The organism is Micromonospora sp. CPCC 206060 (assembly GCF_036906895.1).
GTDB lineage: Bacteria > Actinomycetota > Actinomycetes > Mycobacteriales > Micromonosporaceae > Micromonospora.
On sequence record NZ_JBAKHU010000025.1, the window covers coordinates 40985 to 53940 of the forward strand.

The following is a 12956-nucleotide window of genomic DNA, read 5'->3' on the forward strand; positions in this document are numbered from 1 at the left end:
CGCTTCTCCTCGGCCTGACGGCTCCGCTCTTCCTCAGCCCGATGCTTTGCCCTGCTTCAGCGGAGGCAACACTGAGCGGGCCTCTCTGTAGCCGTCGCTGAAGCAGAGCAAAGTTGGCGCAACGCGGCGTACCCCGACGAGCTGGACCCGGTCGGCGCGGCGGCCATGGTGGGTGCGCCGGTCGGCGCGATCATGAATGCCCTGATGACCCTGGCCGGTGAACCGGACCAGTCGGCCGGGCTTTTCAACGCCGACCCGGCGCAGCTCATCGCGGAGCTGCGCCGGGCCGCAGCCGTCCCGGTCCGGGGCATCGCCGCGATCTGACCGGCCGGGGTACGGCGCGGGCGCCAGCGCCCCTCTCCGGTCGCCGGCTCCCTGCGGAGTCCGGACTCCATATTGGATCAGGCTGGTGGGCCGGGTGATCGGCGAAGTGGATCGTGTCCCGGGGAAAACCAGGTGACCGCCGCCGTCCTGTGGCGGCGTCGGCTAACCGATCCGGCGTTCCTGGCGGACCAGACCGCCCTCGCACCAGTCGTAATAGTTGAACAGGTCCGGACGGGCCAGCAGTACCCGGCTGTTGTGCGCCCAGGTCGTCATCAGCTCGTCGCCGTGCCGCTCGGCCTGCTCGACCAGCTTACGGAAGCGTCGTTTGGGATGCGCTGCCGTCCGCGGCGTAGATGTAGAGGCAGTGCAGGGCGAACCGGCGGGCCGGGCAGGCGGGATCCATCGCCAGCTCGAAGAGGGTCTGCACCAGCTGGTCACCGGCCACCAGCAGGTCCCAGTCCGGCGGCATTGCCTGCAACGGGACCGAATCGGGTTGGTACGCCCAGGCGCGCAGCTCGGCCGGGGAGGGGTCGACCGGGTTGGCGAAGCCGCGGAACGCGGACTGCGGCACGCTCACCGATGCAGACCCTCTCGCTCGTGGCCGCGCGGGCAGGACACCCAACATCCGCAGGACCAGCTGCTGCGGCGCCACCGTAACCCGGTACGGGCAGCCGGGGGAAGTGCACGACGATCGGATTCGCATCAGCCGTTGGACGCCCTGACCTGGCCGTACGGGCAGGTCAGGGCAGCCAGCGGGAGGGTTCGGCCCGGGTGGGGCCGAGTGGGCACGCGGGAGCGGCCCGGGAGGTCCGCTACTCCGGCGAGACCACCGGTACGGCGGCGCGGGCCGCCGCCCGCTGCCGGAGCCAACTCTTGAACCAGGCCAGGTCCGGTACCCGGGCCAGCAGCGGACCGGTCACCACCGTGATCAGCACGTAGGTCGCGGCGAGCGGAGCCAGTTGCGGTTCCACACTGCCGGCGGCCACGGCCAGTCCTGCGATGACGATGGAGAACTCTCCCCGGGGTACCAGTGCGAGGCCGGCACGCCAGCGTCCCGGCACCGCGATACCGACCCGTCGGGCTGCCAGGTACCCGGTGAGCGTCTTCGTCGCCATGGTGAGGATGGCCAGCGCGAGGGCGGGCAACAGCACCGGGGGGATCTCCCGGGGGTCGGTGGCCAGCCCGAAGAAGACGAAGAAGACCGTGGCGAACAGGTCCCGCAGCGGGGTGAGCAGCTCGGTCGCGTGGTGTGCGACCGGCCCGGAGAGCGCGATGCCGACCAGGAACGCGCCGACCGCCGCCGAGACCTGGAGCTTCTGGGCGATACCGGCGACCAGCAGGGTCAGCCCGAGGACGCCGAGCAGCAGTGCCTCGGCGTCCTTCGCAGAGAGCATCGCCGAGATGAAGTGCCCGTACCGGATGGCCACGACCAGCACCAGCACCACGGTGAAGACCGCGATACCGAGCGCGAGACTGCCACCGACCAGACCGGTACCGGCCAGCAACGCGGTCACCAGCGGCAGGTACAGGGCCATCGCCAGGTCCTCGATCACCAGCACCGACAGGACCACCGGGGTCTCCCGGTTACCGAGCCGGCCCAGGTCGGCGAGGACCTTGGCGATCACCCCGGACGAGGAGACCCAGGTGATGCCGGCCAGCACCACGGCCGCGACCCAACCCCAGCCGAGCAGCAGCGCGAACGCCGCGCCCGGCAGGGCGTTGAGCAGGGCGTCGATCAGCCCGGCCGGGGCTGCGGCGCGCAGGTTGCCGACCAGTTCGCCGGCCGAGTACTCCAGACCGAGCATGAGCAGCAGCAGGATCACGCCGATCTCGGCACCGACGGCGAAGAACTCCTCGCTGGCAGTGAGCGGCAGCAGACCGCCGTGCCCGAAGGCCAGCCCGGCGAGGAGGTAGAGCGGGATCGGGGAGAGCCCGATCCGGCGGCTGAGCCGGCCGAGTAGGCCGAGTCCCAGCAGGAGTGCACCGACTTCGATCAGCAGGATGGTGGTTTCGTGCATACGCGTCAGCCGTCCGGGTCGGAGTCGGCGAAGATGGCGGTGGCGCCGTCGAGCCCCTTGCGGGTACCGACCACGACCACGACATCGCCGGCCTCGAAGCGGAACGACGGGTCGGGCGAGACGATGACCTCCCGGTCGCGGAGCACCGCGACGATGGAGGCACTGGTCCGGGTACGCACCTTGGTGTCACCGAGCTTGCGGCCGACGTACGCCGACCCGGCCGGGATGGCGATCTGTTCGGTGAGCAGGCCGGCAGCCTGCTGGCGCAGCCCGGAGAGCTGTCCGAGCATCAGCGAGGCGCCGAGGATGTCGGCGAGAGCCTCCGCCTCGTCGTCGGTCAACGGGATGTCGGCGGTGCAGGCGTCCGGGTCGTCCCGGTCGTACAGCACGAGGTCGCGGCGTCCGTTGCGGTGGGACACCACGCCGATCCGGCGACCGGACTCGGTCACCAGATCATGACGCACTCCGATCCCGGGTAGGGCGGTCTGTTCAACACGTACTCTCACCACTCCAAGGTACCGGCGGAGGGATCACACCGATCCCGGTGGACGGGCCCGCAGGTCCGGCGGTTACGCAGGTGGAATCCGCGGTTACGCAGGGCCGATTAATCCAGCGGCGCATGGAGATACTTGGGGCACGTCGAAGAGATCGGCGTAGACCGCATGGTTCCCGTGTAGCCCTGAGGAGACCGCGTGTCCGTCGTACTGCCCGCCTTCCTGGAGGACATCGAGACGCTCATCGGCATCCTGACGGCGCTCGCCCTCATCGGCTCGTGGCTCTTCGCGAAGCTGCGGAGCATCCGGCGGGGAAACCCCGGTCACCGGTACATCCGGTGGTTCGTCGAGCAGTACGGCACGTACTGGAACCCCTACCTGGATTCGGCTGAGCGGCTCGAACTCGACCGCACCTACATACCGCTGTCATTCGTGCAGGAGCTGCCCGAACCGGAGCACGCCGTCGGCGCGACGGTCACGGTCGCCGACCTGAACGTGGCGCGGGCGATCGTGGTGGGGGACGCCGGTTCGGGGAAGACCACCATGCTGATGGCGTACGGGGTGTCCCTGCTGCGGGACCCGGCCGGCGGGTCGAGGCGGCGACGACCCCGGGAGATCCCGTTCTTCGTACCGGTCCGGGTCCTGGCCGGTCTGCTCCGCCAGGGTGGCACGTTGGACGGCTATCTCCTGGAGCGGGTGCTCAACGCCAACGTCGGCCTGACCGGGGAGGAGTCCCGGCGGTTCCTGGCGCAGACGTTGCAGCAGAACCGGTGCGTGGTGCTGCTCGACGGCCTGGACGAGGTCAACCCGGACGACTACCAGGCGGTGCGTGACGAGGTCCACCGGTTCACCCGGAACCTCAGCCCCGAACTGCCCACGGTGAACGCCCGGTTCTTCATCACCTGCCGGCACCACAACTTTCTCCGGGTCCGGGACGACTGGGTGGCGTCGCCGAGCCCGTTCGCGGCCGACCGGGTCTACGCGTTGGCACCGCTGCGCGACGCGGAGATCGTGGACTATCTCCACCGGTTCCGGGACCGGTTCCGGCGAGTCGACGGTCCCGAGTACTTCCTGGCCGCGGTCCGCGCGGCCCGGGCGTTGCACCTGCACCGCAATCCGCTGGTGCTCTCGATGTCGGTCGGCCTCTACGCATCGCGGGAGGCCTTCGAGATCCCGCACTCTATCGCCGAACTGTACGACGCCATGATCCGCGAGATGCTGGGCCGGCACGGGCGGCACGGCGGGGACCGGGGCGGCGCGAACCGGTTCTTCCGGGACGACAAGCAGCGCCTGCTTCAGGAGTTCAGTCTCGAACTGGCCGAGGGGCCCACCGGGTTCGGCCCCTTCGACCGCGCGGCCATGGTCGGGCTGAGCGAGCAGCTGCAACCGAAGTTGCGCAACGTCGCGGCGGACCAGGTGCCCGACTTCGTGGACGAGATCATCGACCGGTCCGGTCTGCTCAGCGTGGTGACCGAACAGTCGTACGAGTTCGCCCATCGTTCGATCCAGGAGCACCTCGTCGCCGCCGAGCTGCTCCGGGCCGGCGACGACGGGACCCGCCTGCTGCGGGAGCGTGCGGTGAGCCGGGAGTGGCGCCAGGTCGTCCTCTTCTTCACCGCCGCTGCCGACCAGCGTACGGTCAGCCCGTTCCTCCGGGAACTCGCGATGGTCGACCCGGTCACCGCCGGTAGTTGCCTGGCCGGTGCCGACTGCCTGGACTCGGATGCCCTCCCGATCCTGGACACGCTGGCCGACATGCTGAGCCAGGGTCGGGCCGACCTGAGACTGCCGGCGCTCGCCGCCCTGCTGGCCGCCACCACCTCGCCCCGACCCAAGATCCAGGACGCTGCGAAGAATCTCATCCACCGCTGCCTGGGCAACATCACCGACGAGGCGGGCGCGGTCAGCGCGCTCGGTGGCGACGTCGAGGGTCTGCTGGGCATCGTCTCGCTGCTGGCGGACGGCATGCCCGATGCCTCGGTCAGCCGGACCCTGGTCACCCGGCTCATCGCGATCGTCCCGGACGACGCCCGCCTGGTCGAACCGCTGTGGCGGTGCCTGGAACAGGCGGCGGCCGGGTGGGTACCCGACCAGGACCCGGACGCGGACCAGCACCTCAGGGAGATCGTCGAGCGACTGTTGACCCTCGCCATGGACAGGCAGTCCTGGGCGGAGTTGCAGCGTCAGTCGGCCCAGCAGCCGGCGTTCGCCACCGCCGAGTTGCGTCGCCAGGTCTACCCGTTCCGCAACGGTCTCGACCTGTCGTCCAACCTGGTGACCCTGCTCTGCTGGGCGGACAAGCTCTCGATCACGTTGCCGGCGCCGAACCGGTTCCTGGTGGCGATGGCCGCCGACCGCTCCGCCTGGGCCAGGATCGAGACCGACCGGGTCCGTACCGGGTCGGTACGCCTGCCCGGTATCCGGCTGCACCTGCTGGAGCGGAGCAGGACCGACCGGGTCGTCGGCTGGGTCCTGCTGGCCCTCGCGGTACTGGTGGGCGGGCTGGCCGCCGTCGATCTCGGCCGTCCCGACGGTGCCCTGGCCCCGTCGGTATGGGCCGTCGTACTGCTGCTGGTCGCCGCCGAGGGCTGCCTTTCGCTGCCGCTGCTCGGGGTTCAGGTGCGGCGCGGACCGGAGCGGCAGGTGCATCTCCTGCGGCCCAACCCGTTCCTCGACGTGTACCACGACGAGCGGAGCCGGCACTGGCTGCTGCCGGCCGGCACCGAAACGGCGCCGGCCGGCAGCGGGGACGCGAGTGGAGGCGCCCTCACCGGCGGGTGACTACCTGGTCAGGTACGGCGGCAGGTCGGGTGGGAGGTGGATTGCCCGGTTCCGGCCGACCTGCCGGTAGGTGACCACCTTGCCGGCTGCCCGCCCGTCCTCCCGCTCGGCGAAGGACAACGTCCCGGAGGCGGCCCGGACCACGTACGCGCCGGTCAGGTTCGCCACCTGCCCCTGCACGTCGGCGGGTTTCGGAATGGGGCTGCCCAGGGTGGCGACCCGGATCGCGAGGGCGGCACTGACCAGCGCGTCGTGGTACATGATCGCGTAGCCGTCGGCCAGCGATGCGTTGTCGAAGCCGAGTTGCTGGTATCGCTCGTGGAACGGGCCGAACCCGTCGGGCGGGCTGTTGCGACCGTTGATCCATGCGGGCGGGTCGGTGGAGGACGCGTAGATGACGGTGATGTTGCCCCGTTCGAGAACATCCGCATACTGCTGCGCCTCCTGGAATCCGGTCGCCCCGACCAGTACGGCCAATGGGTCGTCACGGCAGATCCGTTGTTCCAGCGCGCCGGCGAAGGCTCGGAAATCCGCCACCCGCCCGGCGAAGAAGACCATGTCCAGGGGGGTCTTCCGGTTGTTCACCGCAGTGCAGATGTTGGTGACCACCGGATTGAAGACATTCGGTGTGGCGGGGCTCGCCACGGTCCCACCCTGGAACCGTAGCAGCGGGAATTTCACGTACGGTTCGAGGATCTGTTCGAAGGCATCCCGCAGGGTGCGGACATAGGGATCCTCGTTCTGGTCGGCGACGATGATCCCGGACCGGAGCCCGAGGCTGCCCCGCAGTAGTTCCCTGAGGGCCAGCGCGTAGTCGGTGTTACTCGGGGAGACGCTGTAGAGGGTGGGGGCGGTACGGGCGGTCAGGCTGTCCGCCGAGGCGACCCCGGTGACCATGGGGATCCCCCGCTCCGAGAGTTCCCGGGCGGTGGCCTCGGTGCCGCTGAAGCTCGACCCCAGGCCGACCACGGCCACCAGGGGGTGTTCATCGGACTTCGTTTCGGCGACGATCTCGTTGATGATCTCTTCGCGATGCTCCTGGCGACTGCCGTAGTTGACCAGCAGCAGTTGGACCCGCATCGCGGAGGGATCACCGAAGTCCTGCCCCCTGTTGATCCGGTGCAGGGCGGTCATGGCGCCCTGGAGGCTGTACCGGACCTGGTCGATGCTCATCGCCGACGCGGAGTTCTCCGCCAGGCTCAGCGGCGTCAGTAGGGCGACCTTCACGTACCGGCCGGGGGACTCCGCCACCCGTTCGTTCTCGCGCAGGATCTGCTCGGCCGCCTTGCGTAGTTCGGGGGCAAGAGCGTCACTTTCCTCGATCAGTCCGACACATTCGCCGGTGTCGGTGGTCGACCGACTGGAGAACAGCCCGCCACATCCGCGCGACACGACGACGAAAACCGCCGTCGCGACCAGGGCCACGGCGATCGGGATGGCGGCGAGATAGATGACCCGACGGTTCGGCAAACGGGATGCTGGGCTCATCGTTACCTTTCCGGCTCAGATGGCAGTCATCATCCTCCACGGCTCGATCCGGTGCCAGATCGTCGATGAGTCGGCTCACTGACCGGCGCATTTCGGCCGGGTCCAGGAATGCCGACCGGGCGCAACGCCGCAGCGTCGTTGTCCTGCCCCCGGAACTCCCCGTGACCGGCCCACCGTCGCAGAGGGAAAACAACTGGTGGTGGCAGCAGTGGGCCGGGCGGGGTGTCACCGGTGCGGAACGGCATGGCGCGTTCCGCCGGGCAGGGTGGTGCGGGTCGTCCTACCAGGACGGGTCGTTGCAGGTGATGCGCGTGATCGTGTAGTACGCGGTCTTCTGCCCGTACTGGAAGTCCTCCAGGCAGTTGCCGTAGACCCACATGCCGACCTGCACCGTCTTGCTGGAGTCCGAGAAGTAGGTGTAGGTGATGCTCTCGTTCGTCCCCGGGTAGGGGATGGCCTGGGCGGGACTCGCGACGATCACCGTGCCGGTGGCCACGGCGAGCGCGGTGGCGGCAAGCATGTTGCGGAGGAACTTCGCCATCTCGGCACCTTCCTGAGCTGTCGGTGTCCAGATGCTAGCTGTGTGATCGAAGTTCCCCGATGCATCCAGCGGTCTTCCGACAGGAACCCAGGCGGAGCTGACGGTGACCCAGTACGCGGTTCAAGGTTGAGTGGAATAGACTCAACTCTGGTTGTGTCGTTCCCAGTGAGAACGCCGATCCAGGGGAGCCCATGAACGCCGAACGCCTCACCACCAAGAGCCGCGAAGTCATCACCGGTGCGGTCGCCCTCGCCAACCAGCGCGGGCACGCGACCGTGGAGCCCTGGCACCTGCTGCTGTCGCTGCTGGACACCGCCGGCTCCACCGCCGCCGGCCTGCTCAGGGCCGCCGGTGCCGACCCTGTCGAGCTGCGTCGCGTCGCCCTGCGCTCGGTCGACGCGCTACCGGCCGCCCGGGGGTCCAGCGTCGCCGAGCCGAGCCTGTCCCGGGAGTTCGCCAACGCGATCGGCGCCGCCGAGCAGATCGCGCGGCCCCTCGGCGACGAGTACACCTCGACCGAGCACCTGCTCGCCGGTCTGGCCCGGGTCGGTGGGGCGGTCGCCGTCGCACTGAAGAACTCCGGTGCCACCGAGGAGAACCTGGTCGCCGCGTTCCCGACCGTCCGGGGCGGGGACCGCCGGGTGACCAGCGCCGACCCCGAGCAGACCTACCAGGCCCTGGAGAAGTACGGCGTCGACCTGACCGCCAGCGCCCGGGCCGGCAAGATCGACCCGGTGATCGGCCGGGACTCGGAGATCCGCCGGGTCATCCAGGTGCTGTCCCGGCGTACCAAGAACAACCCGGTCCTCATCGGCGAGCCGGGTGTCGGCAAGACCGCCATCGTCGAGGGTCTGGCCCAGCGGATCGTGGCCGGGGACGTCCCCGAGTCGCTCCGCGACAAGAAGCTGATCTCGCTCGACCTCAGCGCGATGGTCGCCGGTGCCCAGTACCGGGGACAGTTCGAGGAGCGGCTCAAGTCCGTCCTGGAGGAGATCAAGGGATCGAACGGCCAGGTCATCACGTTCCTCGACGAGCTGCACACGGTGGTCGGTGCCGGCAAGGGCGAGGGCTCGATGGACGCCGGCAACATGCTCAAGCCGATGCTCGCCCGGGGTGAGCTGCGGATGGTCGGCGCCACGACCCTCGACGAGTACCGCGAGAACATCGAGAAGGACCCCGCCCTGGAGCGCCGTTTCCAGCCGGTCCTGGTCGGTGAGCCGACCATCGAGGACACCATCGGCATCCTGCGTGGCCTCAAGGAGCGCTACGAGGTGCACCACGGCGTCCGCATCACCGACGCCGCCCTGGTCGCCGCGGCCAGCCTCTCCGACCGGTACATCACCGACCGGTTCCTGCCCGACAAGGCGATCGACCTGGTCGACGAGTCGGCGTCCCGGCTCCGGATGGAGATCGACTCGCGGCCGGTCGAGGTCGACGAGATCGAGCGGGCGGTCCGCCGGCTGGAGATCGAGGAGATGGCGCTGGCCAAGGAGCCGGACGTCGCCTCCGCCGAGCGGCTGGAACGGCTCCGCAAGGAGCTGGCCGACAAGCGTGAGCAGCTCACCGCGCTCTCCGACCGATGGAAGCTGGAGAAGGAGCACATCACCCGGCTCTCCACCGCCAAGGAGGAGCTGGAGCGGCTCGGCGGCGAGGCGGAGCGGGCCGAGCGCGACGGCGAGCTGGAACGCGCCGCCGAGCTGCGCTACGGCCGGATCCCGCAGCTCAAAGCCGACCTGGCCCGGGCCGAGGCCGAACTGGCCGCGCTCCAGGCCGACGGTGCCATGCTCAAGGAGGAGGTCGGCGCGGACGACATCGCCGCGGTGGTCGCCTCCTGGACCGGCATCCCGGCCGGCCGGCTGCTGGAGGGCGAGACCGCCAAGCTGCTCCGGATGGAGTCGTCGCTGACCGCCCGGGTGGTCGGTCAGGCGCAGGCGGTAGCCGCCGTCTCCGACGCGGTCCGCCGGGCCCGGGCCGGCATCGCCGATCCGGACCGCCCCACCGGCAGTTTCCTGTTCCTCGGTCCGACCGGTGTCGGTAAGACCGAGCTGGGCAAGGCGCTCGCCGAGTTCCTCTTCGACGACGAGCGGGCCATGGTCCGCATCGACATGAGCGAGTACGGCGAGAAGCACTCGGTCGCCCGGCTGGTCGGTGCGCCGCCCGGGTACATCGGGTACGAGGAGGGTGGGCAGCTCACCGAGGCGGTGCGGCGCCGGCCGTACTCGGTGATCCTCCTCGACGAGGTGGAGAAGGCCCACCCGGACGTCTTCGACGTGCTGCTCCAGGTGCTCGACGACGGCCGGCTCACCGATGGGCAGGGGCGTACGGTCGACTTCCGCAACTCCATCCTGATCCTCACCTCCAACCTCGGCTCGCTGGTGGTCAGCGACCTGACCCTCGGCGAGGAGCAGCGTCGGGAGGCGGTGCTCGCGGTGGTCCGGTCGCACTTCAAGCCGGAGTTCCTCAACCGGCTGGACGACATCGTGGTCTTCGCCACACTGACCGGCGAGGAGCTTCGATCCATCGTGGACATCCAGCTCGACCGGATGCGGCGACGGCTCGCCGACCGCCGGCTGGGCCTGGAGGTGACCGAGGCGGCCCGGAGCTGGCTGGCCGAGCACGGGTACGACCCGATCTACGGTGCCCGCCCGTTGCGTCGGCTGGTGCAGACCGCCATCGGCGACCAACTCGCGAAGGCGCTGCTCTCCGGCGCGGTCCGGGACGGCGACACGGTCCGGGTCGACCTGGCCGACAGCAAGGACGCCCTGACCATCGCCACCACCTGACCGGCCCCCGCCCCGCCGCGCCCCGCCCCGCCCCGCGCCCACCTGCCCGGGTTGATCATGAAGTAGTTGTCACGACACGCCGATGTGGATGGCAATAACTTCATGATCGACAGGGTGGGTGGGGTGGTGGGTGCGGGGTAAGGATGGCGCCATGCTGGGACGTGGGAAGCGGGACCGGAAGCGGGAGACCGACGTGGCGGTGGGCGGGGAACGGGAGCGGGAGACCGACCCGGTGGACCGGGAGCGGGGCGGGAGAACGGACGCGGTGGGCCCGGAATTGGACCAGGTGATCGAGGCGGCGTTTCGGGAGTTGACCGGAGCGGAGATCGTGGCCTTCGGCGGGGTCGGTATCGCCTCGACGGTCCTGCCGGTCACCGAGGCGTACCGGGTGATCGAGCGGCTGCTCCCCGAGCAGGGTGAACAGTTGCAGCCCCGGTTGACCGCCCTGCTCGCCGGGGCCTCCCCGGCCGGTCGTGTCTACGCGGCAACCCTGCTCGACCGGCTCGACCCCGAAGTGGGTCGGTCCGCCTGGGCGGCGCTGCGCGCCGATCCGGCCGGGTTCACCCTCTTCAGTGGGTGCGTCATACGCCAGGCCACGATTGCGGAGTACGCCGCCGGCTATCTCCGCTGACCCGGGTACGGCGGAAGTGACCTGAAGCGATCGTGGTTCGTCACTTTCGGTAGCTGATCGGTTGCTCAGATGTGCCCGCGTTTACGCAGGTGCGCGGGGTTGTTACCGTCTTCGGCCGAGCGGGTTCGGGGAGGCGGTGACGATGGACGGCGCAATGGCGTACCTGGTGGCCACGGTGGGTTGCCTGGCCGGTGTGGCCGGGGTGGTGGTCGCGGTTCTGGCGCTGCGCCGGTCCGGCGCTGCGGGCAGCCGGCGCCCCAGGGATCCGTTCCGCCTCGTTGACGACGATGCGGATGCGCTGCGCGGAGACCCCCGCAAGCTGCGCCCCGGCGACATCGTCGAGATCCGGCAGACCCCGTACGGCGTACGCGGCACGCTGCGCATCAAGGAGGGCGCCTGGGTCTGGTACGAGCATCTGCTCGACGATGCCAACGGCACGAAGTGCTGGATCTCCGTGGAGGAGGACCCCGACCTGGAGCTGGTGCTCTGGACGGCCGTGCCCGGCAGCGACCTCAACCCCGGTGCGAAGAAGGTCACCCTGGACGGCCAGCGTTACACCAGCAGGGAGTCCGGCCAGGCCCGGTTCAAGGGCGTCGGCAACACCGGGCTCAACCCCTCCGGTTCGATGAGCTACCACGACTTCCGTGGCCCGGGTGGCACCCGGCTCTCCTTCGAGTCCTTCGAGGGCGGGGCCTGGGAGGTGGCCCGGGGCGAGGTGCTGCACCGGGCCGAGGTCCGGATCTATCCGCAGGCCGACTCGACCGAGAGGCTCTGACGACCCCGATGACGGACAGGTTCCGACGACCGATGACCGAGAGGCTCTGACGACCCGATGCTGGTCAGTTTGGACACCCCGTACGCCGACACCACCGCCGCCGACCTCTCCCTGGCGCTCGACGGGCCAGAGCGGCCGGCCCTACACGTACTTGCGGTCGAGCTGCCCGGCCAGGTGGCGGTACGACTGCGGTTGCTCGGCGCCTCCCACCAGGTGCTGCTCGACGCGCCCGGGACCAACCGGTCCGAGACGGTGGCCTGCCTGCCGGGCGCCCCGCCCAGCCTGCCCTCCCGAGTGGAGGACCCGGACGGCCGGTACCGCTTCGCGGCCGAGGTGCTGCGGCTGAGCCGGACCGAGCTGGCCGCCCGGATGGCCGTCCTGCGCACCGAACTCGTCAACGACCCGTACGCCCTCATCGGGGTCTTCCCCGGTGACCAGGACGCGATCACCGCGCTGCGGGTCCGCCTGGACCCCGCCGGCCTGGCCGACGGCGCGGGGGAGCCGGGGGCCACGGTGCACTGGCAGACCTGGCACGCGTACCCACAGACCGGTGAGCTGGTCCAGACCGAAACGGCGGTGAACCTGTCATGACCTACCGCAGGTGGTTCGTACTGGGGACGATCTTCGCCCTGGTGGGCGGCCTGATCGCCGCCTTCGCCATCCTGTATGGCAACTTCTCTCCACGCGGCTATGTAGAGGACCGCTACCGCCGGACGGCCCAGTACGACATCAGCGGCAACGCCGTTGCGTACACCTCCGCGAAGCGGCCGAGCCAGGTCGCCCAGGAGGTCACCAACGCGTGGCAGCCGGCCGATCAGTACGTCGACGGCAGCGGTGTCTACCTGCGATACGACGACGACTCGGTGGTGATCCTGCCGCTGGCCGCCGGTTCGCTGATCCTGCTGGAGAAGGTGTCGACCGCCTATCCGCGCTACCACTCGACGGTCGGCAACGGCTGGGGCTGGGGCCGGGGCAACACCGTCCGGGGCGGCGGCCCCGGTAGCGGCAAGTGACACCCACCGGCCGGCAGCGGCCCCTGACACGGCAATCGCACATCACACCGACGGCCGGCAGCGGCACGTGACACCCCTCGTACGAGCAGAACCCACCCCCGGGAGTTG

11 protein-coding genes and 1 pseudogene are annotated in these 12956 nt (G+C 69.9%); 7 read left to right on the plus strand and 5 right to left on the minus strand.

Annotated elements, in window-relative coordinates; genetic code table 11:
• The first annotated feature begins 192 nt into the window (after window positions 1-192).
• Entirely contained in the window at window positions 193-324 is a 132-nt protein-coding gene (locus V6U90_RS17350; RefSeq protein WP_334437228.1) for a hypothetical protein, read from the plus strand.
• Window positions 325-486: 162 nt separating this feature from the next.
• Here the strand turns inward: V6U90_RS17350 and V6U90_RS17355 are convergent.
• The 3 genes and pseudogenes from V6U90_RS17355 to V6U90_RS17365 all read right to left on the minus strand — a co-directional run bounded on the left by V6U90_RS17355 (window position 487) and on the right by V6U90_RS17365 (window position 2848).
• Window positions 487-901: pseudogene (locus tag V6U90_RS17355) on the minus strand (hypothetical protein).
• A 235-nt stretch (window positions 902-1136) separates the two neighbouring features.
• Complete coding sequence (locus V6U90_RS17360; protein WP_334437231.1) at window positions 1137-2342, minus strand: cation:proton antiporter; 1206 nt, start codon at window positions 2340-2342, stop codon at window positions 1137-1139.
• A gap of 5 nt (window positions 2343-2347) precedes the next feature.
• Complete coding sequence (locus tag V6U90_RS17365; RefSeq protein ID WP_334437234.1) at window positions 2348-2848, minus strand: cation:proton antiporter regulatory subunit; 501 nt, start codon at window positions 2846-2848, stop codon at window positions 2348-2350.
• Window positions 2849-3034: 186 nt separating this feature from the next.
• Here V6U90_RS17365 and V6U90_RS17370 point away from each other — a divergent pair, with 186 nt between their 5' ends.
• Complete coding sequence (locus tag V6U90_RS17370; RefSeq protein WP_334437237.1) at window positions 3035-5617, plus strand: NACHT domain-containing protein; 2583 nt, start codon at window positions 3035-3037, stop codon at window positions 5615-5617.
• Here the strand turns inward: V6U90_RS17370 and V6U90_RS17375 are convergent, their stop codons facing one another.
• On the minus strand, window positions 5618-7105 hold the full coding sequence (locus tag V6U90_RS17375; protein ID WP_334437240.1) for a hypothetical protein: 1488 nt from the start codon (window positions 7103-7105) through the stop codon (window positions 5618-5620).
• Between the two features lie 280 nt (window positions 7106-7385).
• Complete coding sequence (locus tag V6U90_RS17380; protein ID WP_334437242.1) at window positions 7386-7646, minus strand: hypothetical protein; 261 nt, start codon at window positions 7644-7646, stop codon at window positions 7386-7388.
• A 191-nt stretch (window positions 7647-7837) separates the two neighbouring features.
• Between V6U90_RS17380 and clpB the strand changes: the two genes are divergently transcribed.
• From clpB to V6U90_RS17405, 5 genes are all read left to right on the plus strand, one after another.
• Window positions 7838-10429: an ATP-dependent chaperone ClpB gene (clpB, locus tag V6U90_RS17385; RefSeq protein WP_334437244.1), complete on the plus strand. Its 2592-nt coding sequence runs from the start codon at window positions 7838-7840 to the stop codon at window positions 10427-10429.
• Between the two features lie 151 nt (window positions 10430-10580).
• Window positions 10581-11060: a hypothetical protein gene (locus V6U90_RS17390; RefSeq protein ID WP_334437247.1), complete on the plus strand. Its 480-nt coding sequence runs from the start codon at window positions 10581-10583 to the stop codon at window positions 11058-11060.
• Window positions 11061-11202: 142 nt separating this feature from the next.
• Window positions 11203-11835 carry a DUF4178 domain-containing protein gene (locus V6U90_RS17395; protein ID WP_334437250.1) on the plus strand — a complete coding sequence of 211 codons (633 nt, stop codon included), beginning with the start codon at window positions 11203-11205 and terminating at the stop codon, window positions 11833-11835.
• Between the two features lie 57 nt (window positions 11836-11892).
• On the plus strand, window positions 11893-12426 hold the full coding sequence (locus V6U90_RS17400) for a DUF2617 family protein (RefSeq protein ID WP_334437253.1): 534 nt from the start codon (window positions 11893-11895) through the stop codon (window positions 12424-12426).
• On the plus strand, window positions 12423-12848 hold the full coding sequence (locus V6U90_RS17405; protein ID WP_334437256.1) for a DUF4247 domain-containing protein: 426 nt from the start codon (window positions 12423-12425) through the stop codon (window positions 12846-12848). The genes V6U90_RS17400 and V6U90_RS17405 overlap by 4 nt, the downstream gene beginning before the upstream one ends.
• Window positions 12849-12956 lie beyond the last annotated feature (108 nt).

Bases quoted from the DNA above. Each gene is read 5' to 3' on its own strand.
- V6U90_RS17350 (WP_334437228.1), top strand. From the start codon at position 193: ATGAATGCCCTGATGACCCTGGCCGGTGAACCGGACCAGTCGGCCGGG.
- V6U90_RS17360 (WP_334437231.1), bottom strand. From the start codon at position 2,342: ATGCACGAAACCACCATCCTGCTGATCGAAGTCGGTGCACTCCTGCTG.
- V6U90_RS17375 (WP_334437240.1), bottom strand. From the start codon at position 7,105: ATGAGCCCAGCATCCCGTTTGCCGAACCGTCGGGTCATCTATCTCGCC.
- V6U90_RS17380 (WP_334437242.1), bottom strand. From the start codon at position 7,646: ATGGCGAAGTTCCTCCGCAACATGCTTGCCGCCACCGCGCTCGCCGTG.
- clpB (WP_334437244.1), top strand. From the start codon at position 7,838: ATGAACGCCGAACGCCTCACCACCAAGAGCCGCGAAGTCATCACCGGT.
- V6U90_RS17390 (WP_334437247.1), top strand. From the start codon at position 10,581: ATGCTGGGACGTGGGAAGCGGGACCGGAAGCGGGAGACCGACGTGGCG.
- V6U90_RS17395 (WP_334437250.1), top strand. From the start codon at position 11,203: ATGGACGGCGCAATGGCGTACCTGGTGGCCACGGTGGGTTGCCTGGCC.
- V6U90_RS17400 (WP_334437253.1), top strand. From the start codon at position 11,893: ATGCTGGTCAGTTTGGACACCCCGTACGCCGACACCACCGCCGCCGAC.
- V6U90_RS17405 (WP_334437256.1), top strand. From the start codon at position 12,423: ATGACCTACCGCAGGTGGTTCGTACTGGGGACGATCTTCGCCCTGGTG.